Here is a 26621-nt window from a genome sequence, read left to right as displayed (position 1 = left end):
AAATAAATACAAATAAAAAAGGGACTGTAAATTTTACAGTCCCTATGGGATTTACGTTGATAAGCTGAGCGAATTAATCTTCACGACGTAAATGCGGGAATAAGATCACGTCACGGATATTCGGCGAGTCGGTGATCAGCATCATCAGACGATCAATGCCAATACCACAGCCGCCTGTCGGAGGCAGGCCGTACTCCAGTGCACGAATGTAATCCGCATCGTAGTACATCGCTTCTTCGTCGCCGGCATCTTTGGCGGCAACCTGTGCCTGGAAGCGCGCTGCCTGATCTTCTGCATCGTTCAACTCAGAGAAACCATTAGCGATTTCACGACCGGTCATGAATAACTCAAAACGTTCCGTGATGCCTGCAACGGTATCCGATGCTCGCGCCAGTGGAGAGACTTCGACTGGGTAGTCAATGATGTAAGTTGGCTCCCATAACTGCGCCTCTGCCGTTTCTTCAAACAAGGCTAGTTGCAAGGCGCCCAGACCGGCTGTCGCAAACGGTTTTACCCCAAATTTTAATAATTCAGCTTTGATAAAGCCGGCATCATGCAATTGTTCCTGCGTGTAGTGCGGTGCGTATTTGTTAATGGCACCGACGATGGTCAGGCGCTGAAACGGCTTGCTCAGATCGAGTTCTTTGCCCTGGTAAGTCAGAACGGCTGTGCCATGTGCATCTTCTGCGGCTTTGCGTATCACTTGTTCGGTGAAATCCATCAGCCATTTGTAATCGACATAGGCGGCGTAAAATTCCATCATCGTGAATTCTGGATTATGACGCGGTGATACGCCTTCATTGCGGAAGTTACGGTTGACTTCAAATACGCGGTCAAAGCCACCGACGACCAGACGCTTCAAGTACAGTTCCGGCGCGATACGCAAATACATTTGCATGTCCAGCGCATTGTGATGGGTGATGAAAGGCTTGGCTGCTGCGCCGCCAGGTATCACGTGCAGCATCGGTGTTTCAACTTCCATGAACTCATTACTGTTCATGAAGTTGCGGATCGAGGTCATCGCCGCAGTACGTGCTTTAAACGTGCGACGCGTGTCTTCGCTCATGATCAGATCAACATAGCGCTGACGGTATTTTGTCTCTTGATTCGCCAGGCCGTGAAATTTATCCGGCAGAGGGCGCAGCGACTTTGTCAGCAGACGCAATGTCGTTACTTTGACCGTCAGTTCGTCGGTCTTTGTCTTGAACAAAACACCTTCAATACCAAGAATATCGCCCAGATCATAATGACGGAAGGCTTCCATCTCGGCTTCGCCGGTTTTGTCTGTTGTGATGTACAACTGAATACGGCCATCAGCCTTAATACCTGAGGCATCTTGCAAGGTGGCGAATGCGGCTTTTTTTCCGGCTTCGCGCTTGAGCATCATACGTCCAGCTACGCTGACAGTAATGTTCAGTTCTTCTAACTGTTCACGGGTAGTTTCGCCATATTGTGCCTGCAAGGCAGCAGCTTTATGCTGCGGGCGGAAATCATTCGGAAAAGCGATACCCTGTGCACGAATCGCATCGAGTTTGGCGCGACGTTCGGTGATGATGGAGTTTTCATCCACCACAGGTTCTGCTGGCACTGCGTTATTTATTTGGTCTGACATGAAATTTCTCTCGATGTAGTAATTACTTCGGATAATAAGATCGGTACTTTTGAGTCGTCGTTCGTTTGATGCCGAATCCGGCTCGTAATTATTTAAACGCCTTGCTTCAATGAGGCGGCGATAAAGTCATCCAGGTCACCGTCGAGCACCGCTTTGGTATTACCCATTTCGAAGTTGGTACGCAAATCTTTGATACGGGATTGATCGAGTACATAGGAGCGAATCTGATGACCCCAGCCGACGTCGGTTTTGGTGTCTTCCAGATTTTGTTTTTCGCTCATGCGCTTGCGTAATTCGAGTTCAAATAATTTCGCTTTTAACATTTCCCAGGCTTCAGCACGATTGCGATGCTGGCTGCGATCGTTCTGACATTGAACTACGATGCCTGATGGACCATGCGTCAAACGGACAGCGGAATCTGTTTTATTAATATGCTGACCACCTGCGCCGGATGCGCGGTAAGTATCGACACGAACATCCGCCGGATTGATATCAATCTCGAAAGATTCGTCGACTTCAGGGTACACGAACAGGCTGGAAAACGAGGTGTGGCGGCCATTCGCAGAATCAAACGGCGACTTGCGCACTAGACGATGCACGCCGGTTTCTGTACGCAGAAAGCCATACGCATATTCACCTTCGACTTTGAGCGTTGCGGTTTTGATGCCAGCTACCTCGCCATCAGATTGTTCCAGGATTTCAACCTTGAAGCCTTTGCGTTCGCAATAGCGCAGGTATTGACGCAATAACATGGACGCCCAGTCTTGAGCCTCTGTGCCGCCAGCACCTGCCTGGATGTCGATGAAGCAGTTGTTGGGATCCATGGGATTGTTGAACATCCGGCGGAATTCCATGCCTTCGACCAGACCTTTTAATGTCTGTGCATCGACCTCAATGGCTTCCAGCGTGCTTTCATCGTCTTCTTCACGCGCCATCGCAAAAATTTCATTCGCGTCTTTGAGGTCGGTGTCGATTTTCGTCAGCGTATGGACGATGGCTTCGAGGGATTTTTTCTCTTTGCCTAATTCTTGTGCGCGCTTCGGTTCTTCCCAGACTTTGGGATCTTCGAGCTCGGCGTTGACTTGTTCTAGTTTCTCTGACTTGACATCGAAGTCAAAGATACCTCCGAAGTTCGGCTTCGCGCGTCGTCAGATCGGCGAGCAGGGCGGACAGGCTGTTAAGGCGTTCGGCTTCCATATTTTTCTTCTATCGTATTTAAATCAAACCTTCGATTATACTCCAGCCTGGGGTGGTTCTGGATTTGGATTCAGGTGAAAGAGGCGTAGTTTTACAGAGAAACGACGCTGTATTTCATCAGAATTCATCAGAAATACAGCTTTGGGAGACTGTCGAGAGGCGTTGCTGCAGATTACCAGACCGAACTAACGTTGGTTGATTTGCTTTTGCGGTGATTTTCAAACCATTTGGCTAAGTGCTCTTTAAAGCAGGTCGGGCAGATATGGTATTGCATTTGCTGTGACTGTCCTCCGCTTGGGAGAGATTCTTCTTCATACAATTGCACGGTGGTTGTGACTTTTTCACTTTCCTTGGTGCTCCAGTTTTCATCCCACCGCGACTCTGCACCACAGACATCGCAGGTCAGCTTGTCAAACACCTCTTCTGTATGTTCAAGTATCAAAACCGTTTTCATATGTTTCATAGGTGTCTCCTGATGGTGGGCGCTGGAAGCGCAAGTGATGTTGACAGACTAGACAGATTCGAATAACAGACCTTCATGTTTCATACTAATTCATTGGTGATGTGCCATCGTTTTTTAAAATCAGACATCCAGAACGTGATTGAGATAAGATTTTATTGACGGTTTGACTATTAAACTTTATGGTTGTCAACTATTTTAGTGCGATTTCCTGCTTGAAAAAGTAGTTTCGTTTTTCTTTCTCTTTTGCTTTATCTTTCCGGTATCTTACTGCGCGTTTGGGGTGATGGATTAATATGTCGGTCAAAAACATCAAAACAATTTTTACAGCCATCTTTTGTATGGTCGGTGGAGTTGTTTTTTTCAATGTACAAGCAGAGATTTATACTTGTAAAGACGCGGCGGGCCGCACATTAACATCTGATAGTCCCATTCCCGAGTGTGCAAATCGCTCCATGTTTGTACGAAAGTCAGTGACGCAACCTCTTAAAGAAGTACCGCGTCCCTTATCGGCGGAAGAGCGTCGCAAAGCCGATGCCGAAGAGGAGGCGCAAAAGAAAGAAGCGCAACTTGAAGAGCAGAGAAAAAAAGAAGAACTCTATCTTTTAGCAAACTTCAGGACAGAAGCGGATATTGAGTCAGCTCGTCAGCGCGCTATCGCCAGCGTCAAAGAAAAAATCCGTGCCAATAACGAGCAATTGAAAGACATCGGGCTGATACAGGCGGACCTTCAAAATGTGCAACAACGCGGAGGCAAAAAATCTGCGGAAGAGAATGCCGACTTACAAAGACGCGCAAATCAATTGGCGTCGGCAATTAAAAGTGCCAAATTGAGTAACGAAAAATATGATGCTGAGCAAGCGCATATAAATACGCAATACGATGAGATACTGAAGCGGTATCGTGAAGTAGTTCAAAAACGCAAAAGATGAAATCGCCCTGATTTGGGCGACTTATTCAATAGTAGATGTGCTACCCGTAATTTACTTGCGACCGGCCTTACTATTTGTCGGTTTTGCCTTGGCTGAGCGGAACGCCAGAGCAGGACGTGCGCTTGCTGGCGAGCTGGCAGCAGGTTTTCCCGGCATGGCACGTCCAACGGCATTTTTGCCAAAGGTATTCATTTTAGGTGCTGCTACGCGACGACCATTGTTAATGCCTTTGTCGACGACGGGAACGACCGGTGCACGAGGTGGAATTAAATGACGTTCGCTACTGCCAATCAAGTCCCCGCGTCCCATGCGCAACAAGCCCTCTTTGACGATTTCCCAATTTTCCGGCGCCTGATAACGTAACAGCGCTTTATGGAATTTACGAATTTTTCCGGAGCGCGCGGTTTCTACTATCTCTGAATTTTCGTCGATTTTTTTCAAAGGGTTTTTGCGCGTATGGTACATCGTGGTTGCCAGCGCCATAGGTGTCGGCATAAAGGTCTGTACCTGATCCAGCTTGAAATCGTTTTTCTTCAACCAGAGCGCCAGATTGACCATATCCTCATCCGTGGTACCTGGGTGGGCCGCGATGAAGTAAGGAATCAAGTATTGTTCCTTGCCTGCTTCTTTTGAATATTTCTGGAACATCGCCTTGAATTCGTCATAGGCGCCGATGCCGGGCTTCATCATTTTCGACAAAGTATTGGCTTCGGTGTGTTCAGGTGCGATCTTTAACAAGCCACCAACGTGATGGGTGACCAGCTCTTTCACATACTCGGGTGACCGCACGGCTAGGTCATATCGCAGACCAGAGCTGATTAGTATTTTTTTCACGCCGGGCACTGCACGCGCCTTGCGGTAGAGCGAAATCAATTTGCTGTGATCCGTCCCGAGATTGCTGCAGATGCCGGGATAGACGCAGGACAAGCGGCGGCAGGACTCTTCGATCTTTTTATCTTTGCAAGCCAGACGGTACATATTGGCGGTCGGGCCGCCCATGTCAGAAATCGTACCTGTAAAGCCTTTCGTCTTGTCGCGAATTTCTTCAATTTCGCGCAAGATGGACGGCTCAGAGCGACTCTGGATAATCCTGCCTTCATGTTCGGTGATTGAGCAGAAAGTACAACCGCCGAAGCAGCCGCGCATGATGTTGATAGAAAAACGGATCATTTCCCAAGCCGGAATACGTGCTTTGCCATAACTAGGGTGTGGTGCACGTGCGTAAGCGCGATCAAATACGCCGTCCATCTCATCCATTGCCAGAGGCAGCGGTGGCGGATTCAGCCAGACATCGCGGTCGCCATGTGTTTGTATCAGCGATTTCGCATTTCCCGGATTGGCTTCCAGATGGAATACGCGGGAGGCATGAGCGTACATGACCGGATCTTCTGATACTGATTCATAAGAAGGCAGGCGAATCGCTGTCTTGTGCAGTTTTTCTTGCAGCATGGCTTGCCGTTCTTCGCGGCTCATGATGCGTATGGCTTGCGCCTGTACGACGTCCTGGGGAGGCGCTGTTTCCGTTACTTGGCCGGATGTTTTGTCGGCAATTTTGGTTTCGCAAGACGAGGCATTTTCCGGTGCCATGTAATACGGGTCGGGATGCGCTTCTATTTTGCCCGGTGTATCTACGCGGGTTGAATTGATTTCTGTCCAGTCCGGGGAGGGCATCCAGCCACGAGGTACCATGAATGCAGTACCGCGCAGATCACGGATTTCTTTGATGGACTCACCTGCCGCAAGACGATGCGTCAAATCGACCAAAGCGCGCTCGGCATTACCGAATAAGAGAATATCTGCCTTTGAGTCTGGCAATACTGAACGTTTTACTTTGTCCGACCAATAATCGTAATGCGCAATCCGTCGCAAACTTGCCTCGATACTGCCAATCACCACACTCACGCCAGGGAAGGCTTCGCGCACGCGCTGTGAATACACAACGACCGCACGGTCAGGACGCTTGTTTGGATCGCCATCAGGTGTATATGCATCTTCGGAGCGGATTTTACGATCTGCCGTGTAGCGATTTACCATCGAATCCATATTGCCGGCAGTAATGCCAAAGTACAGATTTGGCTTGCCCAATGCGCGGAACGCATCAGCGGATTGCCAGTCTGGCTGGCTAATAATCCCTACGCGAAACCCTTGCTGTTCCAGCAAACGCCCAACCAGTGCCATACCAAAACTTGGATGGTCGATATAGGCGTCGCCAGTCACTAAAATCACGTCACAACTATCCCAGCCCAAGGCATCCATTTCGGCGCGCGACATCGGTAAAAAGGGAGCGGCCTTCGCACCGCCAACATCGGGGCGGAAACGGGGGAAAGAGAAGAGATTTTTTGGCGCAGTTTTCATGGGCGCGATTGTACCTGAAATGGCGATTTCATGTGCTAACACCTTGATATTGCGGAATATTTTTTGAGGATGCCTAACTATTTTGCATGATTGCGGCTTTGCCGGCAATCAAGCTCACTCAATATGCTCGACCAGGAGCTGTACACGGGTAACTCCATTGTAAGTATTCGCATCGAGCCGAAATGCTACGCTGATACGCTCCGGCAGACTGTCTGTATGGCCAAACCAGATGGCATCATAGCGCTTACCATTTTTCTCCAGCTCCATTTTTAGATGGCGTTCTTTTAATATTCGCTGAGAAATCAACTTAAATTCATCGCAAAAAATCGGTGGTGCGAACCCTTGCCCCCATACTTGCGCATCCATCAGACTAATGAAGTCGGTACTGAAATACGCGTCTTCCAGCGGACCGTCTGTTTCTACAATACGCTCTAACTGATCTGCCTGAAGCCAGCTCTGCGCAACCGCTTCAAAAGCTTTTTGAAAAGCGTCAAAATTCTCGGCTCGCAACGTCAAACCGGCAGCCATTGCATGACCGCCAAATTTCATGATCAGGTTTGGCGCATGTTTGGACACCAGATCTAGTGCGTCGCGCAGATGAAAACCCGGGATCGATCTGCCTGAACCTTTAATAATGCCGTCGTCGCCAGGAGCAAATGTAATGGTGGGACGATAAAATTTATCTTTAAGGCGCGAAGCGACAATGCCGATGACGCCCTGATGCCAGCTTTCGTCAAATACTGTAATCGTGTTGCTGGCAGCCGGTTGAAAATCATCGAGATGGAGCAGGGCGACATCCTGCATCTCGCGCTCGATATCTTTACGGTCTGCGTTGATGCTATTGAGTTCTTGGGCAATATGCCAGGCGCGGCCTTCGTCATCCGTGGTCAGGCATTCAATTCCCAGGGACATATCTGACAGGCGACCAGCGGCATTGATTCTGGGGCCTAAGGCAAACCCAAGATCGAATGGACTTGCCTGCTGCGGCTCGCGTCCCGCCACACGGAACAACGCGGCAATACCAGCATGCATGCGACCCGCACGCATGCGCTTAATACCTTGTGCAACCAGAATTCTGTTATTTGCATCGAGTTTGACCACATCGGCGACGGTGCCGAGTGCGACCAGATCCAGCAGAACATCGAGTTTAGGCTGGTTCTGCTGATCAAATACGCCGCGCTGACGTAACTCGGCACGAAGTGCCAGTAAGGTATAAAACATTACGCCAACACCAGCCAGATTTTTACTGGGGAATCCGCAACCTGGCTGATTCGGATTTACGATCACCGCCGCGTCAGGCAGTGTATCGGCGGGCAAGTGATGGTCGGTAACAACGACGTCAATCCCTAGCGCATTCGCTGCGGCAACGCCGTCAATACTGGCAATGCCATTATCGACAGTGACGATAATATCCGGTGCTTTTTCCTGACGGGTCAGGGCGACGATTTCTGGTGTTAAACCATAACCATGGATTTGTCTGTCCGGCACGATGTAATCCACCTGAGCACCCATCATGCGCAGACCGCGCAGACCGACTGCGCACGCGGTAGCGCCATCGCAGTCATAATCGGCGACGATACACATTTTTTTGCCCACAGCGATGGCATCAGCAAGATAAATAGCGGCTTGCCGGACGTGCAGTAACTGATCCGGGGTAATCAATTGCGGTAGTTCACTACGTAATTCTGATGCCTCCTTAACACCGCGCGCGGCATACAGGCGTGCCAGTACAGGATGAATGCCGCTCTGGCGCAGCATTTCGGAATCACGGAATGAATAGGGGCGGGTGCTGATGCGTGTCATGCTGTATTGGTTGTGGAGCTGATCGGGAGTGTAAATAGAGTATCTAACGAATTTTTGCGCCAGAATTTTTTCAGAGACCAGGGTGTCAAAGAGAATTGGGTCAATAAGCTGGCATCGCTGACTGTCAAAACTAGTCGGTCCAGCTCCCTGGAACGCAAAGCGGCTACAGCAGGGGTGAACCAGTCCTGTTCCAATATCTGCATCTGTGTCAGCCATTCTGCCCAGTCACTATTGAGAGCCGGTTCGAGTAAATGATCGAGAATAATCCGGTAATTCTTGCCTGGTGCGGGGTCGTTAGTGAATTCTTTAATGAGTTCTTTACAATGAGCTGGCCCGGCTGTTATGGCCGGTAGCGTCATTGCTTGCGTGCTGCCACCTGACAGCCAGACGGAATTAACTGGCTTATGTCCCTGACTCTCACGCTCCTGATTGACCGGGTGGCTGTGCCATTGCATCTGAATTTCATTTTGCAACTTACGCCAGGCGCGTTCTTGTGTTCCCTTTGGCATCCAGATGTCGACATTGTGACCGCAAGCAGCATCCGGAGTGGCCGTGCACATGTCTTGCCAGTCGTCTGCGCGCAAGAACCAATGCTGCGCATCGCCGTATATCAGCGTTTTACCCAACTCAGAGCTGATCAGTTCGGCGTCCCTGAAAAGAAGGCGGGCATCTGCTTCCGATAACATCAGGCGCCGGTGATCGCTTAATACCAGATGATCACGTGCGATATGAATATGTACCGGATGCAGCGTGAACCAGAGTCCCTGGTCTACGGTCAAACCCAGAGCGCGCATTTTGTTATGTGTGTCTTTGGGGCTGCTGCGTTGATGATCCGGTTGATTGCTTACAATCTCTGGCAAATTCAAAAGGTCTCCCGCAGTATCTGCGCGGCTTTCCATGGCAAAATGCCCTGCGAGCACGGTTTCATGCGGGAGTCGCCTGGAAAAGTCCTCAAATACCTCGGTTGTACCGATAGTCGCTTTCCCTATTAGCGTGCTGTAGCCAGGGACGGTTAATTCACGTTGCAAATCCCTGGCTAAGGGGGCAGGTGGAATCGCGAAGGGTAAAATAATTTCTAAATGGCTCATAGCATCATTGTATGGCAAGATGCACGCTGTTTCGGATCTTAGTATGAATGACAGGCTGATTTTTAGTGCGGACTCAGCCTGAATTTATCGGGATTGGCGCTCATTTTTCTCAATTTGTCTGATTAAATAAAATTAACTAGTGAAAAACATACCTTTTGAATGGCTAGTCGGTTTGCGCTATACCCGCGCCGGGAAGCGCAGCGGACGTAATAGTTTTATTTCTTTTATTTCGATGATCTCGATGGCAGGAATCGCACTCGGTGTTGCAGCGCTGATCGTTGTCCTGTCGGTGATGAATGGATTCCAAAAAGAGGTTCGCGACCGTATGCTGTCGGTCCTCGCTCATATCGAGGTGTTCGACGCGACCGGCGCTTTACCGGATTGGCAAGCCACCGCACAAGAGGTTCTGCGAAACAAGGCGATTAAAGGTACGGCACCTTACGTCGACGCACAGGCCATGATCATTCGTGATGACGTCATGCGGGGTGTCATTTTGCGCGGCATTTTGCCGGAAGAAGAGCCTAAAGTTTCTGAAGTGGCGACAAAAATCAAAGCCGGTAAGCTGAGCGATTTAAAACCGGGCGAATTCGGTATCGTACTAGGCTCAGAATTGGCGCGGGCTTTGCACGCGAGTCTGGGCGATAAGGTGAGTCTGGCGGCACCGGAAGGGCAATTAACCCCGGCAGGCATGGTGCCTCGTCTGAAAGCGTTTACTGTGGTCGGCATTTTTGAAGCAGGGCATTTTGAGTACGATTCCGGCATGGCATTTATCCAGATGAACGACGCTGAGAAGTTTTTCAGATTGTCTGCGCCATCGGGACTCCGGCTCCGGATCGCCGATATGCTAAAAGCACCGCAAGTCGCCTTGGACTTGTCTCGCACGCTGACGGGTAATTTGTTGATACGAGATTGGTCACAACAGAATCGGAATTATTTTGCAGCGGTCAAGACTGAAAAAACCATGATGTTTATCATATTGACCCTGATCATCGCTGTTGCTGCATTCAATCTAGTCTCTACATTGGTCATGACGGTGACGGACAAGCAGGCGGACATTGCTATTTTGCGTACGCTTGGCGCCTCTCCGTGGTCGATCATGAAAATTTTTATGATACAAGGCGCACTGGTTGGCTTGCTCGGCACCGCAATTGGTGTTGGTTCCGGTATTTTGATCGCTCATAACATCGACATCATCGTGCCTTTTATTGAGCATGTACTGGGTATACAGTTTTTGTCTAAAGAGGTGTATGTCATCAGTACCTTACCGTCGGATTTGCAGTGGTCAGATGTGTGGACGATCGGTGGTGTTGCCGTGATCCTCGCATTTGTCGCGACGATCTATCCTAGCTGGCGTGGTGCCCGCGTGAAACCGGCGGAGGCCTTGCGTTATGAGTAATCAGACTGCCTACAACTCTACTAATTCCCAAGCATCCAGCATGATACTGTCGTGTAGTAATCTGAGTAAGACATTTACCCAGGGAGATTATTCGGTCAAAGTATTGAGTAATGTGAATTTCAGCGTGAACAAAGGCGAGCGGGTTGCGATTATCGGCGCTTCGGGATCGGGCAAATCAACGCTGCTGCACTTGCTGGGCGGGCTGGATACGCCGACCGCGGGTGATGTCACATTGCTGGGGCAAAATTTTGCCAGCATGAGCGAGAAAATGCGTGGTGATGTACGCAATGCCTCGCTGGGCTTTGTGTATCAGTTTCATCATTTGTTGCCTGAATTTTCTGCACTCGAAAACGTCGCAATGCCTTTATTGATACGTCGAGTGAACCGCAATGACGCTCATGCCGCTGCCAAAGCAGTTCTGGCGCGGGTAGGGCTGGAACACAGAATTACCCATGTGCCGGGTGAATTATCTGGCGGTGAGCGGCAGCGTGTTGCATTAGCCAGAGCACTCGTCACACAGCCAGCCTGTGTACTGGCGGACGAGCCTACGGGCAATCTGGACCGTGCTACTGCCCAGCAGATTTTTGAATTGATGCTGGAATTGTCGCGCACTCTGGGAACGGCATTTGTGATCGTGACGCATGATGCTGAACTGGCGCAACGGTGCGACCGTGTCTTACGTTTATCTGAACATGGTTTACATGCTGCTTGATCGCCTTAATGTCGCCTTAATATAGTTTTATTTTTCCTTATTGTTGATTGCATTACGTCTGTCTAATCTGTCTGATGAGAAAGCTCACTTCTGTTGCAGTCAAATACCCTTGTTCATTGCCACCGGCAATGACGATGACAGGTGTATCCCCTATGCTTGTATTTGTACGAGTACAAGCAATGATGCTCTTAGGTCTGCTAACGAGTACCGGGCCGGTGTGGGCAAGTTCTGAGCTGGTATTGCAATTAGAGACGTCCTTAACCAGTGACAGCAATCCATTACGTTTTTATGACGGTAATGCGGCGACGGCGCAAAATGGCAATGTCGATACCTCAGATAAAGTCCGCGGTATCGATGTTCGTGCCGGAGCGATTATTCCGGTATTGTCAGATCGTACACGCTTGATTCTTACAGGTGATTTGGGTAAGCGGAGTTACCAGCATTATCAAGACCTGAATCATCAAACCAAAGCGGGCGACGCGACGTTTGAATATGCGATCGGTGACGTGGTGAGCGGTCGTATTAATGCGGCTAAAGAAGATCGCCTGTTCCAGTATATTAACGGCTCACTCACCGATAAAGATATCTCGCATTACGGCCAGCAAAGTGCAGAGCTCACACTCAAGATTACTGATGAGCTAACGATACCGGTCAAAGTAGACCGGTCCTCGTTGCGCTATGAGCTTGGCGTGAATCAACTCTATAATTTTCATCAGCAAGGCCAGCAGGCCAGCATTCGCTATTATTCTCCCACAGGATCGAATATAGAGGCGGGTCTGCGTGTGTCTGAAACGGACTATCCTAACCGTGACCAGCAGCAGCTTGCAGATCTTGATAAGCATTATCGTGAGACGGAAAGTTTTTTAGAAGCTGAATGGAAATATAGTGTCAAAACTGTCGCCAGCGCTCATCTGGGACTTATACGCCGGCGCTACGAAAGTCTGCATGAACTGGATACGACTCTTTTTTCTACCCTGGTCAGAGCAACGTATTTTTACTCACCTAAGCTAAGACTGGATATGCAGTTGTGGAATCGACCGTTCACGATTGTGGACCCGTCTATCCTGTATGTTATCGCCAAAGCAGCGCGACTCGATGCGCAATGGAAGGTGTCGGATAAGACGCAATTGAATTTTTCCGGCATGTTGCAAGACAGCGATCAAAAACTGGTACCCAGGCTGGCTGAATTTCAAAATGAAATATCCCGAAAAGAACGCGAGCTCAGGGTGGGCTTCGGTATGAGCTATGAAATAGACCGCGGCTTGAAAGTCAGTATCGATAGCGTCGCAGAGCGACTGACACGAGAAGGAAGTCTGCCAGGCTTACGACAAGCGATCATTAAGATTGGTCTGGAATATACCTACGAAAATCTGCCTGGCAGTGCTGCCAAGATGGTCTTAAAACGGTATCAGCATTCTCTAAGTAACTCTGATGCACTGCGTTGATCGATCTTATGTTGATAGGTGAACTATGTCTTTACTGAAAAAAATCAGTCGCCGTCTTTCCAGGCATTTGGCTTGCGCCTGGCTGCCTTTGAAGCAAGGGCGAGGGGTGGTCAGCTTTACGTTTGATGATGTACCGGCCAGTGCTTGCATCGTCGGGAAAGACTTGCTGGAGGAGTTTGGTGCGCGCGGGACTTTTTTTGTCTGTGGCGGACTGACAGATGGTCTGGAGCAGGGACATCAATGTCATAGCGTCGAGGACTTAAAAGCCTTGGTCGAAGATGGTCATGAGATTGGCTGCCATACATTTTCACATACTAACTGTGCGACACATGCCGTCAAAGACTTGAAGCTCGACTGGGAAAAGAATCAGGATTTTTTTACCAAAAACAATATCCCGAATAGTGGCTTCGCTTTTCCGTTTGGTGCCTACGATCTCGGTAGCAAACTGGCGGCCTCACAACGCTTTGCCTACAATCGTATTACTGGCGGAGGCACGCAGATTGGTAAGGCAGATTTGGCCGCTTTACGTGCGCAGGCCTTGTATGCAAACAAAACCAGTCAGAAAAAAATAAAGCAATTAATCGATCAAACTGCACGAGAGGGCGGCTGGTTAATTTTTTATTCGCATGAGGTTGATGAAATCCCGGGACCTTGGGGTACAACACCGGCACAACTACGCTATGCCCTGTCAGAAGCAAAAATCGCCGGTTGTGAGGTGCTGCCGGTACGGGACGCCATCCTGTTCTTTCAGCGGTAGGTAATTATTGTCAATTAGTCTCAATAAGCGGGACACTGCCTCAAATAAGCGGGCAGCAATGCTTACGTCACAATGTAAGATTTTCCACATTGATTGCCCGTGTCTAAATTATAATTGTTTCAATGGAAAGCGAAGCATTCAGATCGCTGGCCAATACACAACTTACCTGGATGATTTCCGCCCATGAGCCAACAAAGTCAGTTCTCACTATTAAAGCAACGTCGTTTTGCGCCTTTTTTCTGGACGCAATTTCTTGGCGCATTTAATGACAATGTCTTTAAGACCGCACTACTGACCGTCCTCACTTACGATGCCTTGCAATGGACTACTCTTGACGTTGGTTTGTTAAACAATCTGATACCAGGCCTGTTCATTTTGCCGTTTGTATTGTTCTCTGCGACATCGGGACAGTTGGCAGATAAATTTGAAAAGGGCACAGTCGCCCGCAAAGTCAAACTATTAGAAATCGCCATCATGATCGTCGCAGCCACTGGCTGGATGACGCATAGCCTGTGGCTGCTGATTGCTGCGGTAGCAGGTATGGGCATTCATTCGACTTTGTTCGGTCCGGTGAAATATGCGTATTTGCCACAGCATCTGAAAACCGATGAACTCGTCGGTGGTAACGGTGTGATCGAGATGGGTACATTCGTCGGCATTTTGCTCGGAGAGATTCTGGGAGCCATGCTCGTCGTTCACAAGCCATGGGGAATCGAACTTGTCGCCGGCGGTACTATCGTGATTGCGATCATTGGCTGGCTCACGAGTTTGCGTATTCCGCATTCACCTGCACCAGAGCCAGAGCTGAAAATTAACTGGAATCCAGCAACAGAAACAGTCCGTAATATCAGTTTCAGCAAACAGAATCGTCCGGTTTTTTTATCCTTGCTTGGTAACTCATGGTTCTGGTTTTATGGTGCCATTGTCCTTGCCCAGTTCCCGTTATATGCTAAAAACTATCTGCACGGAGATCACAGCGTTTTCGTGCTCTTGCTGACGATTTTTTCGTTCGGGATTGGCGCAGGCTCTCTGCTGTGCGAGCGGCTGTCGGGGCATAAGGTTGAGATCGGTCTGGTACCTTTTGGTGCGATAGGTTTATCCGTGTTCGGCTTTGATCTGTATTTGTCCAGCGTTGCCTATACACATGCGCTGGAAGCCGTGGCAGGTGCTGCGCAGACTCTGGATGCCGCAGGCTTCTTCCATCAGACAGGCAGTCACCGGATTCTATTTGACATTGTCATGATCGGTATTTTTGGTGGCTTGTATATTGTGCCTTTATTTGCACTGATACAGACACGTTGTGATCCTAAACATCTGTCACGCACAATCGCGGGGATGAACATCATGAATGCGCTGTTCATGGTGGTCGCCTCACTTGCTGCGATGCTGATGCTGAAGCAGGGTTTTACGATTCCCGAGATATTTATGGCGACCGCCATTCTGAATGCCGTCGTCGCGATTTATATCTTCAGTCTGGTACCAGAATTTTTGATGCGCTTTATTGCGTGGCTGCTGATTCATACTATCCATCGGGTAAAGGGAGTGAACACAGATCGTATCCCTGCAGAAGGTGCAGCCATCCTGGTTTGTAATCATGTGAGCTATATGGATGCGATTGTGATCATGGGATCTAGCCCTAGACCGATCCGCTTTGTAATGGATCATCGTATTTTTAAAATTCCATTTTTGTCCTGGATATTTAAAACAGCGAAGGCGATCCCGATCGCGCCTGCTAAAGAAGATCCGTGGACGATGGAAAAAGCTTATGTTGATATCGCTCAGGCATTACATGAGGGTGAACTGGTCTGCATTTTCCCCGAAGGTAAGCTGACAACGACCGGAGATATGAACGAATTCAAAGGTGGCATTATGAAGATACTTGAGCGTTCTCCTGTCCCCGTCTTTCCAATGGCGTTGCGTGGTTTGTGGGGGAGTTTTCTGACCCGGGGTAAAGGCAACCCGTTTGAACGTTCCTTTCGCCGCGGGCCATTTTCAAAACTTGAACTGGCGGTTGGTGAATCTCTTCCGGCAGATCAAGTATCGCCAATTGTTTTGCAAGAAAAAGTCCAAGTATTGCGCGGCGACTGGAGATAACGATGACTCTGCTGCATAGCCTGAAAGGTTTTGGCGCATTACTGATTGCTTCTTTTATTTATAACGGTAATGCCGATGCAGCAAGTATCAGCCGCTTTACCCCGCAAGGTGAGGTGGCGCAGGTTCGCCAGGTACGGGTTACGTTTTCTGAAGCGGTGATTGCTTTTGGTGATCCTAAAGCGGCGACACCGTTCGATGTCAAATGTAGCCAGTCAGGTTCAGGTCGCTGGGCTGATGATAAAAATTGGGTCTATGATTTCGCGAAAGATCTACCGCCGGGTACACAATGTAATTTCCAGATCAAAATTGATTTTAAGACCCAGTCCGGTAACGCGATTACAGGGAAAACCGTATTTCAGTTCTCAACCGGCGGCCCTGCCGTGTTGCGCGTACAGCCTTATGAATATGATCGTATCGATGAAGAACAGGCTTTCATCCTGTATCAAAATGGTCAGGCAACCAGCGATACTCTGCTCAAACATGTGTATTGCGAAATAGAAGGGGTACATGAACGGGTACCAGTACGTTTTGTCGATGCCAAAATAAGAGCAGATCTGCTCAAACAATTTGCCAGAGACTTCACTCCTGAGCACATCAGTGTTATCCAGTGTCAGCAACGTTTTCCAAATGATGCCGCAGTCCGTGTGGTGTGGGACAAAGGTATCCTGACGCCAAGCGGTATTCCCAATTCACAAAAGCAGACCTATAAATTCCAGGTGCGTCCCGCATTCAGCGCGACGTTTAGTTGCCAGCGCGAGAATGCCAATGCGGCTTGTACGCCGATCCAGTCGTTGGGTCTGTATTTCAACACGCCGGTCAGTCGCAAACTGGCAGAACAAATTAGCCTGAAAACAGCAAAAGGAACGGTTAAGCCGGTTTTTAGTCGGGAGGAAAAAAATCCCATGGTGCAAAGAGTCGATTTCGCTGCGCCATTTGCTGAAAAAACTGAGTACAGCATTGTTTTGCCATCCAATTTCAAAGACGAAACAGGCAGGCCGTTGAGCAATGCCAGCCAATTTCCGCTTCGTTTTTCTACTGCCGATTACCCGCCACTGGCTAAATTTTCTGCAGCGCCGTTTGGTATTGTCGAACTCAATGCCGATGCTACTTTGCCCGTTACTTTACGCAATGTAGAAAAGAATCTGCTACTGCGTAATGCTGATGGCAGGCAGTCACCAGGCACTCTTGCCAATCTGAAGCTGGACGACGATGCAGGCATCATCCGCTGGATCAATACACTCAATGAGTATCATGAGTCTACGGTCAGATTGAATGGGAAGGATATCGAATCCCGCAGTCTCGGATTACTATCGCGTGAAGCGGGCGTGCGCAAAATAGAGTTGCCAACTTTTCAGGATGCGAAAGATACTACGCCTGCCAGACCGTTTGAAGTCATCGGCATCCCCTTAAAAGATCCCGGGTTCTATGTGCTGGAACTGCAATCTCAAAAACTAGGCAGTGCCTTACTTGGCAAGCCAGTCCCTATGTATGTGCGCACCAGTGCCTTGGTCACCAATCTCGCTGTACATATCAAACTAGGTCGTGAGAACGGCGCTGTCTGGGTGACAACGCTGGATAATGCAAAGCCTGTCGCCGGTGCTGATGTGCGGCTGTCCAATTGCTTGGGCAAGGAGCTTTGGCGCGGTATTACCGGTGCGAATGGCCTTGTGTTGATACCAGAGGGCTTTTCCGATCCCTGCATCGACAATGATATGGGGGAGGGCGGTAATGGAAACCGGAGCTCTGACAAGTTAAATGGTTTCTTTGTCAGTGCACGCAAAATAGATGAAAAAGGCCGCAAAGACATTGCCTTTGCTTTGTCTTCCTGGAACAACGGTATTGAATCATATCGGTTTAATCTGCCGACTGACGTTAGTAAGACTGCCAATGTCAGAGCGCATACGATCTTGGATCGTAGTTTGCTGCGTGCCGGTGAAACAGTTTCGATGAAACATGTGATTCGGGTAGAAAACATGCAGGGCTTTGCATTGCAAAAACCTGATTTGCTACCAATTCGTGTGCGGATTATTCATCAGGGTAGCAATCAGGAGTTTCAGTTCCCCCTGACATGGGGCAATCAGAATACCGCTGAGACAGTTTTTGCGATTCCTAAGCAGGCGAAACTCGGGCGCTATGACATTTTGCTGGATAAAGGAAGCATCAAATCTGCTACTGAAATTCCAGCGAATCAGGGAAATGAAGCTAATGCTGATATGGACGAGGATGGGCGTTATGCGCAAAATTCCATTCTGAGCGGTAGCTTCCGGGTAGAAGAATTTCGCTTGCCTTTGCTACAAGGTCGGATCACCCCGCCTAAGCAAATACAAATCACACCAAAAGAACTTCCTTTGGATGTGCAGCTCAATTATCTGAACGGCGGCGGCGCGTCTGGCTTAACCGTGCAGATTACTAGTTTGTTGCGAAGTAAAGCGATCAATTTCCCTAACTTTGACGGATTTTCATTTTACGGCGGCGCTGACAACGACGATGAACAAAAAATCGTCGCCAACAAATTACCGGTGACGCTGGATAAAAATGGTAGCGGCAAAACCGTCATCAAAAATTTACCGGACATCAGCAAGCCTCAAGAATTATTGTCTGAGATGACGTATGCAGATCCGAATGGCGAAATTCAGACTATCTCTGCCATTACGCCAGTCTGGTCGTCTGCAGTCATTGTCGGCATTAAAACCGGTTCCTGGATCTCCGTCAAAAAGAAAATGAGCCTGGTTGCCGTCACTCTGGATACCAGCGGCAAGCCCCAAGCAGGTGTCGCCGTTTCTTTATCCGGACTAAATAAGCAAAACAACTCTCACCGCAAGCGCATGGTGGGCGGCTTCTATGCCTATGAGAATGCAGAAACAAATAAAGATCTTGGCGAACTGTGTTCTGGTAAGTCGGATGAACATGGCATGTTCTTTTGTGACGCCGATCTGAAAGCCTCCGGCAATATAGAAATTACCGCCAAAGCCAAAGATAGCAATGGCAAGATCTCCAGTGCTAAAACCTCGGTTTGGGCATCTGATCAGAACGAGACCTGGTTCGAAGGAGAGAATCAGGATCGCATGGATATTTTGCCGGAAAAAAAGCAATATCAGGCAGGAGAGACGGCCAAATTCCAGGTACGTATGCCATTCCGTTACGCGACGGCACTGGTGGCGATTGAGCGTGAGGGTATTATCGATACGATGGTGGTGCAGTTGAACGGGCGTGATCCCAGTATCAGTGTCCCAATCAAGGCAAGCTTTGGCCCCAATGTCTTTGTTTCGGTACTCGCAGTACGTGGCCGTATGCGCGAAGTTCCCTGGTATTCATTTTTTACCTGGGGTTGGAAAGAGCCTTTAAATTGGTGGAGTGAATTCAGGGAATATCAGGCACCAGGTGCCTTGGTCGATCTTGCCAAGCCCGCCTATAAATATGGCATTGCCGAAATTGCCGTAGGCACGTCAGGCAATCAGCTAAAGGTCAACGTCAGCAGCGACAAAGTAACGTACCCCATCAGAAGTACCTCGAAAATCACCGTCCAGGTAACACGTCCTGACGGCAAGCCAGCAGCCGGTGCAGAGATCGCGGTAGCCGCCGTTGATGAGGCTCTGCTTGAACTGCAACCGAACACCAGCTGGGATTTGCTTGGGGCTTTACTGCAACGTCGTAGCTATGGCGTTGAAACTGCGACAGCGCAAATGCAAGTCATAGGAAAACGACATTATGGCCGCAAGGCCGTTGCTGCCGGAGGTGGTGGTGGCAAGTCATCGACACGTGAATTGTTTGACACATTATTACTCTGGAAATCGACGGTAATTCTGGATGCCAACGGTATGGCACGACTTGATGTGCCGCTCAATGATGCGCTGACCAACTTTAAAATCGTAGCGATTGCGCAAAGTGGTACCTCACTGTTTGGCACGGGTTCAACCAGCATACGTTCAACGCAGGATTTGCAAATAATTTCAGGATTGCCGCCACTCGTGCGTGAGGGCGATCAGTTCAACGCAATGGTGACAGTCAGAAATACGACGACGAGAGCAATGCAGGTTGACGTCAGCGCCACAGTCACAGGATTACTAACGGAATTGCCGAAACAAAACCTGAACATTCCCGCAGGGGAGGCGCGTGAGCTTAACTGGCGAGTCGTGGTGCCAGCATCTAATGCCAACGTGGCGACCGCATTTAGCAATGCCGATACCCAAGCGCTGACGTGGAATATTAAAGCTCTGGAGAAAACGTCGGGGGCTGTGGCGGGAGTTAAAGACGCCGTAAAAATAACACAGCGTGTTATTGCCGCAGTACCGGTTACTGTGCAGCAGGCGAGCTTATTTCAGTTAGACAAATCTGTCACGATGGCTGTTGTTCAACCGGCAGACAGTTTGCCCGGCAGAGGTGGGCTGGCGATTTCTTTGATTCCGAATCTGGCAGTTGAAAATCAGGCTTTACGCCGGTATTTTTCTGAATATCCTTATGCTTGTCTGGAGCAAAAAACGTCGAAAGCTATCGGTTTAAGAGACACGGCAATGTGGCAACGTATCACGGCTGATTTGCCGACGTATCTGGATAAAGATGGTCTTGCCTATTACTATCCGCCTGCCGAACAGGTAGAAGCCAGGGGCAGTGACAGCTTAACAGCCTATCTCTTGTCCGCCACCAGCGAGGCAGGATTTGCGCTGCCTGACGCAAGCCGGGACAAGATGTTGCAAGGCCTGAGTGCGTTTGTTGAAGGCAAAATCACGCGCAGCTACTGGTCACCTAAAAAAGATCTGGATGCCAGAAAATTAGCGGCGCTCGAAGCTATGTCACGCTATACATCCATACAACCACGCTTATTAGGCTCGATACAAATTGCACCTAACTTGTGGCCTACCTCCGCGGTAATTGACTGGCTTGCGGTCTTACAAAGAACTGTCGCCATACCTAAGCGTGACATGTATATCAGGGAGGCCGATCAGGTCTTAAGATCGAGACTCAATTATCAGGGTACCCGCCTTGGTTTCTCGACAGAAGCTGATGATTACTGGTGGTGGCTGATGAGCAGTGCAGACAGCAATGCTGCGCGGCTGATACTGGTGATGCTAGATAACGCCGAGTGGCGCGACGATATGCCGAAATTGATGACCGGCGCAATTCAACGACAAATACGCGGGCACTGGGGAACAACAACGGCAAACGTATGGGGTTCCCTCGCATTAGAAAAATTTGCGAAGAAATTTGAAAGCGAAAAAGTTGTAGGTGTCACTAAAGCCAATTGGCAACAGGCCATGCCAACAACGATTACTTCTCAAAGCCAGAATTTCAGCTGGCCAGCGACTGGTGGCGGTAACTTGCAATTAGCCTGGCCAGTGAACGGGTCTGCCGCGACCAAAGCCGCTGATGGATTGAAACTGATACACGAAGGCAAGGGTAAGCCTTGGATAGTCTTACAAAGCCTTGCCGCGATCCCGTTAAAAACGCCATTCAGTAGTGGCTATCAGATTAGCAAAACGATGATTCCGGTAGAGCAAAAAGAAAAGGGAAAATACAGCCGTGGCGATATTATCCGCGTCAATCTGGAGATCGATGCACAGACCGATATGACTTGGGTTGTCGTATCTGATCCCGTGCCGGCGGGAGCCAGTTTGCTGGGTTCTGGCTTGGGCCGCGATTCACTGATCGGTGCCATAGCCAAAGCCGACAATCCTGCGACATCATCCGGGAATATGGCATGGTTGACGTATGAGGAGCGTAGTTTTGAGGCTTTCCGTAGCTATTATGAATTCGTACCTAAAGGCAAATTTACGCTGAGTTATACGATGCGTCTGAATAATACTGGTGAATTCAAGATGCCCCAAACCAGAGTCGAGGCAATGTATGCGCCTGAGATGTTTGGCGAATATCCAAATCCTGCACTGACCGTGAAGTGATGTATTTGCAACGAAGTATGTTGAAAGGATTATTTTTTGCGTTAACGCTTTCCTGTTTCGCTGAATCGGCCTGCGCGATTGCCAGCTTCAAGGAAGTCCAGCGCGATTTCACGGCATCCGACAGCCTGCTCCTTGACAGAAATGGAGTGGTTGTTCATCAGCTCAGGGTTAATCCGAAAGAGCGCAAATTAGCCTGGGTAAAACTGGAGGATATCTCACCTGCGATGCGGAACGCGCTGATCGCGTCAGAAGATAAACGGTTTTATCAGCACAGTGGTGTCGATTGGAATGCGGTAGCAGCTGCGGCATGGGGCAACCTCTGGAATACGAAAACACGTGGTGCCTCAACAATTACCATGCAATTAGCCGGATTGCTGGAAGAGGATTTACGCCGTAAATCGAGTCCAAGAACAGGCGTTCAAAAGATCAATCAAGCGATTGTGGCTCAATGGCTGGAGCGTGACTGGCGTAAAGATCAATTGCTGGAGGCCTACTTAAACCTGGTGCCGTTCCGGGGTGAAATCGTCGGTGTGCATGCATTATCAAGAGTCATGTTTGACAAACATCCGAGCGGACTTGATCAAGTGGAGGCAGCAATTGCCATCGCCTTACTCAGAGCACCCAATGCCAGCCCCGCGAAAGTCGCCGAGCGTGCCTGTAGTATTTTGAAAGACCAGAAATTACCAGAATATTGCACAAATCTGGCAGGACAAGCCGAGCTTTATTTTTCACGTCTTGGTCTAAGGTCAGATAGTGTGATTGCAAGTAATGCCCCACAACTAGCACCGCATCTGGCGCACAAACTGTTGAAGCCGGGAATGCGCGTAGTCAAGTCAACGCTGGATGCAAGGCTACAACAACTAGCCAAAGATTCACTGGTGCGTCAATTATCCGCTCTGGTTGACCGTAATATTGAAGACGGTGCCGTTCTGGTGCTCGATAATGCAACCGGTGATGTGCTGGCATGGGTTGGCTCCAGCGGTAGTTTGTCGGATGCAAGTCAGGTCGATGGCGTACTCGCATTGCGTCAGGCAGGATCAACCTTGAAACCTTTTTTGTATGAGCTTGCATTAGAAAAACATTGGCTTACTGCGGCATCGATTCTGGACGATTCTGCGGTCAATTTGCCTACCGCATCGGGCCTGTATATCCCGCAAAATTACGACAAACACTTTAAAGGACTAGTCAGCATGCGAACCGCACTAGGTTCGTCATTAAACATTCCTGCAGTTCGTACATTATTGACAGTGACGCCACCATTATTTTTTGAGCGCTTACAAAGCCTTGGTTTCGGTTTGCGCGAGTCGGGTGATTATTATGGATACAGCCTGGCTTTAGGTAGTGCAGACGTGAGCCTGATGGCCTTAACTAACGCCTACAGGACGCTGGCGAACCTAGGGCAATACAGCACAACACGAATGGCAATGTCGAACGAGAAAACGAATTTCATTCCTAAGTTAGACCCGGCAGCCAGTTTTATCATCAGCGATATTTTGTCGGATCGCAGCGCCCGCGCACCTACTTTTGGTCTGGAGAATGCGCTGTCCACCAGAAATTGGAGTGCAGTTAAAACGGGCACGTCGAAAGATATGCGAGATAACTGGTGCGTCGGGTACTCTACGCGCTATACCGTGGGTGTCTGGGTTGGCAATGCGTCTGGAGCACCGATGTGGGATGTTTCTGGCGTTACCGGTGCTGCGCCGGTATGGCAAGAACTCATGCAGTATTTACACTCGCCGCATTTTTTACAAAAACAAGATGAGCGAATGACGCCACCCAAGAATGTCATTGCGCAAACGATTCAATACGACGGACGATTAGAAGCATCTCGCAAAGAATACTTTATTCAGGGAACGCAGCAGACACAAATTGCTGTCGCCACATCGAATGAGATCAATGCGTCCATCAATTATCCGACAAAAGGCATGCTGGTTGCCGTCGATCCGGATATTCCGCCAGAACGACAGCGACTTCGCTTTGCTGCAAGCGGTCTGGTGAACGGTGGCTGGCAACTGGACGGGGAAAAATTAACTCTCCCGGATAACAAGTCAATGTCATATGACTGGATGCCATGGCCAGGTAAGCACTTATTACAATTACTGGACCGTCAGGGCAGAGTGATCGATCAGACTGGTTTTGAAGTCCGTGGAGCACAACTTGTTCCGGTCAAATCATCCCCGAACGTCCAGGCCATACAGAAAAAATAAAATGAGATAAACCAACTTATCTAATTCAGCAAAGTTAATCGAGAGTCATCCATTTTCAGTATTTTTCTCGCACTACTTTAAATACGCACTCTCGATTTTTGCCAGCGTGCCATTACGTTTAATCGTCTCTATCGCAGCATTCATTTTTTCAATAAAATCTGTTTTATACGCCGGATTGCTATGGACGCTATAACCGATAAAAGTATCTTCGCCAGACAATTCAAGCGCTTCTTGCAACTTAAAATTTGCCATATCAGGGTCCGATTGCAGTTTTCTCGCCGTATAAAAAGCAGCCCCTCTATCTGTGGCATAGCAGGCAATTCTCTTCAGTGCTAATTTTTTCAAATTGGCCTCGTTTCCCTTTGCTTCGGATAGGATGATTTTTCCTGCATTGGCGGCACTGATTAAGCGTCCCGAGAGTAAAAAGCCCGCATTGACGCCAATAGTCAGGCCATTAAAATCCTCGGGAAATTTTTTACGGGAAGTTTTCATGATGTCGGAGTTGCAAAACAACACGACGGTTTCGGTATAAAGCACAACCGAATACGGCGCAATATAAGGTCGTTCTTTTTTCATCCCCGGTGGAAATAATGCAAATGCAGCTCCGCTTTCCAGGTCTGCAAGGCTACGCTTCCATGGACGCGGTTTAAGTTCTACGTCATAGGCTGGCTTCAATAATTCTGCTGCTTTATTCAACAGTTCCACATACATGCCTTTGAATTGGCCGTTCTCAACATAGGAGTAGGGTGCATAGTCATCATCACCCAACAAGACGACTTTTTCTCCAGAAAAAGCTGCGGTACTGCAAAGTGCGATCATGATGCATAGCAGTTGGCGTTTCATTGTCACCTCCTTGATTCAAGCTTGAAATTAAATACTGAGTACATGATATTTATTTTATAGATTATTATTTTTGCTCATTGGCATACGGTGCTACTTTGGGGAGACGTACGATAAACTTGGTGTAGGTGTCAGTATGGTTTTGGCTCTCAACTTCGACTGTCCCGCCAAGAATATCGTGCACAATGTTATAGACGATATTGAGTCCTAAACCGCTGCCTCCTTGGCCAAACTTAGTCGTAAAAAATGGATCGAAAATACGATTAAGATTTTCTGGTGCAATGCCGCCGCCATTATCACTAAAACTCAATTCAAGCTCTTTCTCCGATAAATTGTGCACCTGAATACGGATTAGACCGGCTGTATGTGATTCAAAGCCATGAGATAGCGCATTCGTAAAAAAATTAGTAATCACTTGTCCCAGTGCACCTGGATAGCTATCCATGATGATGTCATTTTCTAATTCCACCTCAATTTTATGAGGCGTTTTTTTGATCAGATGATGTAATGTGGTTAATACCTCGCTGATAAACGACTTGGTGTCGAATCTGCGACGCTTGTCACTAGACTGGTCAACTGCGACCTGTTTAAAGCTGCTGATCAGTTCGGCTGCATTATTTAAGTTCTGAATGATCAACTGGCCTGCTTCAATCGAGTTGGCTGAATAATCCTCCAGGCTAGAACGCTTTATTAAACCCGCCTGATACATCTCTGAAAATTTTTGGCTTCGATCCAGAAACGACGTCGAGACCAACAAAGCATTACCTATGGGCGTATTGAGTTCGTGGGCAATGCCTGCCACCAATGATCCAAGGGCAGCCAATTTTTCAGAACGGACTAATTCACTTTGGGATTGATTTAATTCCTGGGTTCTGACCTCGACTTTGCGCTCCAGAGATTCATTCAGATCCAGTATTAGCTGCTCCGTCTTTTTCCGTTCCAATAGTTCGTGGTGTAATTGGGTATTTTTTTCAGCGAGTTCTGCCAGCAACTGATTCAGCGTATTGCGGGTGATTTCCAGACGTTCTGCGAGATGACCTAGCTCATCATCCCTGGACCATCTGATCGGTGTTGAAAAATTACCCAGAGCCAGTCTGTCTGCATCGATCGCTAATTGATGTAGGGGTTTGACGAAGCGATAGTAGAGCAAAATTAAAATAATGATGAGCGAAAAGATCACTTGCAAGGCAATGCTGCCGCTATAGTTCTTAATCCTTCTTAAAAAATCAGCATCCAGATACCCGCTATCCAGAGCGACTTCGACGCGACCAAGTAATTCACCCTGATACAGAATCGGTTGTGCGGTCGTGACGACACTGCCTATTTTTCGACTAGACAGATCTTTAAGAAAAATCGACTTATTCCCTTCGAAAATTTCAATTTTATTGATATCAGGGGAGGTGAAGGCGGCTTCAACCAGATCTTTAATTGCGGACGGATTTTTATTCCATACAGGATCGCGTAAATTGAGTGCGAGAGTATTGGTGATTCTCTGCAGGTCGAGTTTTTGCTGCTCTACGGCGAGATGTCTTTCTTTGCCCCAGATCACAATCCAGCCACTGATCAGTGCTGGCAAGATGAGTCCAGCAAGGATTCCCAGCAAAATGGCTATCTGAATACTCAAGCGAGTTTTTTTCATCTGAAAATTACTTTGATGTAGGCCAATCAAAAGGAGAAGTCAGAAGCTTAGATTGCATCATACCAATTCTATGAGCAATTAATATTAAAAAACTTACTTCATCGAAGGTTAAAAAAATTCGAAGTAAAAAAATACCACTCAAATATCAGCGAAGATTCATCAATATATGATCTTCAGCGACAGATGGGTG

16 protein-coding genes are annotated in these 26621 nt (G+C 48.5%); 8 read left to right on the top strand and 8 right to left on the bottom strand.

Annotated features, from left to right (window positions below):
• Positions 1–73 precede the first annotated feature (73 nt).
• The 3 genes from lysS to ACO0K4_RS11890 all read right to left on the bottom strand — a co-directional run bounded on the left by lysS (position 74) and on the right by ACO0K4_RS11890 (position 3272).
• Positions 74–1612 (bottom strand): lysine--tRNA ligase, encoded by a 1539-nt coding sequence (gene lysS, locus ACO0K4_RS11900; RefSeq protein ID WP_422956838.1) that lies wholly within the window; start codon positions 1610–1612, stop codon positions 74–76.
• Positions 1613–1704: 92 nt separating this feature from the next.
• Positions 1705–2809 (bottom strand): peptide chain release factor 2 gene (gene prfB, locus ACO0K4_RS11895; RefSeq protein ID WP_262836269.1). Its coding sequence is split into 2 segments (ribosomal slippage): positions 1705–2727 and positions 2729–2809, totalling 1104 coding nucleotides; the frame shifts between segments, so codons are not numbered across the junction.
• A 172-nt stretch (positions 2810–2981) separates the two neighbouring features.
• Positions 2982–3272 carry a hypothetical protein gene (locus ACO0K4_RS11890; protein WP_422956837.1) on the bottom strand — a complete coding sequence of 97 codons (291 nt, stop codon included), beginning with the start codon at positions 3270–3272 and terminating at the stop codon, positions 2982–2984.
• Between the two features lie 293 nt (positions 3273–3565).
• On the opposite strand from ACO0K4_RS11890, the gene ACO0K4_RS11885 reads away from it, so the two are divergent.
• Positions 3566–4201 carry a DUF4124 domain-containing protein gene (locus ACO0K4_RS11885; protein WP_422956836.1) on the top strand — a complete coding sequence of 212 codons (636 nt, stop codon included), beginning with the start codon at positions 3566–3568 and terminating at the stop codon, positions 4199–4201.
• A 51-nt stretch (positions 4202–4252) separates the two neighbouring features.
• Here ACO0K4_RS11885 and ACO0K4_RS11880 read toward each other — a convergent pair whose 3' ends face one another.
• From ACO0K4_RS11880 to ACO0K4_RS11870, 3 genes are all read right to left on the bottom strand, one after another.
• Positions 4253–6472, bottom strand: coding sequence for a YgiQ family radical SAM protein (locus tag ACO0K4_RS11880; RefSeq protein ID WP_422956960.1), 2220 nt, complete (start codon positions 6470–6472; stop codon positions 4253–4255).
• Positions 6473–6670: 198 nt separating this feature from the next.
• The gene (gene recJ / locus ACO0K4_RS11875) at positions 6671–8359 is read right to left on the bottom strand and encodes a single-stranded-DNA-specific exonuclease RecJ (protein WP_422956835.1); all 1689 of its coding nucleotides are present in this window, start codon (positions 8357–8359) and stop codon (positions 6671–6673) included.
• Positions 8356–9447 carry a hypothetical protein gene (locus tag ACO0K4_RS11870; protein WP_422956834.1) on the bottom strand — a complete coding sequence of 364 codons (1092 nt, stop codon included), beginning with the start codon at positions 9445–9447 and terminating at the stop codon, positions 8356–8358. Before ACO0K4_RS11870 ends, recJ begins: the two co-directional genes overlap by 4 nt.
• 139 nt (positions 9448–9586) lie before the next feature.
• Between ACO0K4_RS11870 and ACO0K4_RS11865 the strand changes: the two genes are divergently transcribed.
• The 7 genes from ACO0K4_RS11865 to pbpC all read left to right on the top strand — a co-directional run bounded on the left by ACO0K4_RS11865 (position 9587) and on the right by pbpC (position 23952).
• The gene (locus tag ACO0K4_RS11865; protein WP_422956833.1) at positions 9587–10843 is read left to right on the top strand and encodes a lipoprotein-releasing ABC transporter permease subunit; all 1257 of its coding nucleotides are present in this window, start codon (positions 9587–9589) and stop codon (positions 10841–10843) included.
• Complete coding sequence (lolD, locus tag ACO0K4_RS11860) at positions 10836–11555, top strand: lipoprotein-releasing ABC transporter ATP-binding protein LolD (RefSeq protein ID WP_422956832.1); 720 nt, start codon at positions 10836–10838, stop codon at positions 11553–11555. Before ACO0K4_RS11865 ends, lolD begins: the two co-directional genes overlap by 8 nt.
• A 152-nt stretch (positions 11556–11707) precedes the next feature.
• On the top strand, positions 11708–13000 hold the full coding sequence (locus ACO0K4_RS11855) for a hypothetical protein (RefSeq protein ID WP_422956831.1): 1293 nt from the start codon (positions 11708–11710) through the stop codon (positions 12998–13000).
• Between the two features lie 25 nt (positions 13001–13025).
• On the top strand, positions 13026–13757 hold the full coding sequence (locus ACO0K4_RS11850; protein ID WP_422956830.1) for a polysaccharide deacetylase family protein: 732 nt from the start codon (positions 13026–13028) through the stop codon (positions 13755–13757).
• 183 nt (positions 13758–13940) lie between these two features.
• On the top strand, positions 13941–15851 hold the full coding sequence (locus tag ACO0K4_RS11845) for an MFS transporter (protein ID WP_422956829.1): 1911 nt from the start codon (positions 13941–13943) through the stop codon (positions 15849–15851).
• 2 nt (positions 15852–15853) lie between these two features.
• Positions 15854–21745 carry an MG2 domain-containing protein gene (locus ACO0K4_RS11840; protein ID WP_422956828.1) on the top strand — a complete coding sequence of 1964 codons (5892 nt, stop codon included), beginning with the start codon at positions 15854–15856 and terminating at the stop codon, positions 21743–21745.
• 17 nt (positions 21746–21762) lie between these two features.
• Entirely contained in the window at positions 21763–23952 is a 2190-nt protein-coding gene (gene pbpC, locus ACO0K4_RS11835) for a penicillin-binding protein 1C (protein ID WP_422956827.1), read from the top strand.
• A gap of 72 nt (positions 23953–24024) precedes the next feature.
• On the opposite strand, the gene ACO0K4_RS11830 is transcribed toward pbpC, so the two are convergent.
• Complete coding sequence (locus ACO0K4_RS11830) at positions 24025–24795, bottom strand: substrate-binding periplasmic protein (protein ID WP_422956826.1); 771 nt, start codon at positions 24793–24795, stop codon at positions 24025–24027.
• Between the two features lie 64 nt (positions 24796–24859).
• On the bottom strand, positions 24860–26431 hold the full coding sequence (locus tag ACO0K4_RS11825) for a sensor histidine kinase (protein ID WP_422956825.1): 1572 nt from the start codon (positions 26429–26431) through the stop codon (positions 24860–24862).
• Positions 26432–26621 lie beyond the last annotated feature (190 nt).

The organism is Undibacterium sp. RuTC16W (assembly GCF_049339445.1).
Lineage (GTDB): Bacteria > Pseudomonadota > Gammaproteobacteria > Burkholderiales > Burkholderiaceae_D > Undibacterium.
Note: the sequence above shows the minus strand (reverse complement) of the source record. Positions and strands in the feature narration are given on the sequence as shown.

Coding starts and splice junctions, on each gene's coding strand:
- lysS (WP_422956838.1), bottom strand. CDS start 1,612: ATGTCAGACCAAATAAATAACGCAGTGCCAGCAGAACCTGTGGTGGAT.
- ACO0K4_RS11890 (WP_422956837.1), bottom strand. CDS start 3,272: ATGAAACATATGAAAACGGTTTTGATACTTGAACATACAGAAGAGGTG.
- ACO0K4_RS11885 (WP_422956836.1), top strand. CDS start 3,566: ATGTCGGTCAAAAACATCAAAACAATTTTTACAGCCATCTTTTGTATG.
- ACO0K4_RS11880 (WP_422956960.1), bottom strand. CDS start 6,472: ATGTCGCGCGCCGAAATGGATGCCTTGGGCTGGGATAGTTGTGACGTG.
- recJ (WP_422956835.1), bottom strand. CDS start 8,359: ATGACACGCATCAGCACCCGCCCCTATTCATTCCGTGATTCCGAAATG.
- ACO0K4_RS11870 (WP_422956834.1), bottom strand. CDS start 9,447: ATGAGCCATTTAGAAATTATTTTACCCTTCGCGATTCCACCTGCCCCC.
- lolD (WP_422956832.1), top strand. CDS start 10,836: ATGAGTAATCAGACTGCCTACAACTCTACTAATTCCCAAGCATCCAGC.
- ACO0K4_RS11855 (WP_422956831.1), top strand. CDS start 11,708: ATGCTTGTATTTGTACGAGTACAAGCAATGATGCTCTTAGGTCTGCTA.
- ACO0K4_RS11850 (WP_422956830.1), top strand. CDS start 13,026: ATGTCTTTACTGAAAAAAATCAGTCGCCGTCTTTCCAGGCATTTGGCT.
- ACO0K4_RS11845 (WP_422956829.1), top strand. CDS start 13,941: ATGAGCCAACAAAGTCAGTTCTCACTATTAAAGCAACGTCGTTTTGCG.
- ACO0K4_RS11840 (WP_422956828.1), top strand. CDS start 15,854: ATGACTCTGCTGCATAGCCTGAAAGGTTTTGGCGCATTACTGATTGCT.
- pbpC (WP_422956827.1), top strand. CDS start 21,763: ATGTTGAAAGGATTATTTTTTGCGTTAACGCTTTCCTGTTTCGCTGAA.
- ACO0K4_RS11830 (WP_422956826.1), bottom strand. CDS start 24,795: ATGAAACGCCAACTGCTATGCATCATGATCGCACTTTGCAGTACCGCA.
- ACO0K4_RS11825 (WP_422956825.1), bottom strand. CDS start 26,431: ATGAAAAAAACTCGCTTGAGTATTCAGATAGCCATTTTGCTGGGAATC.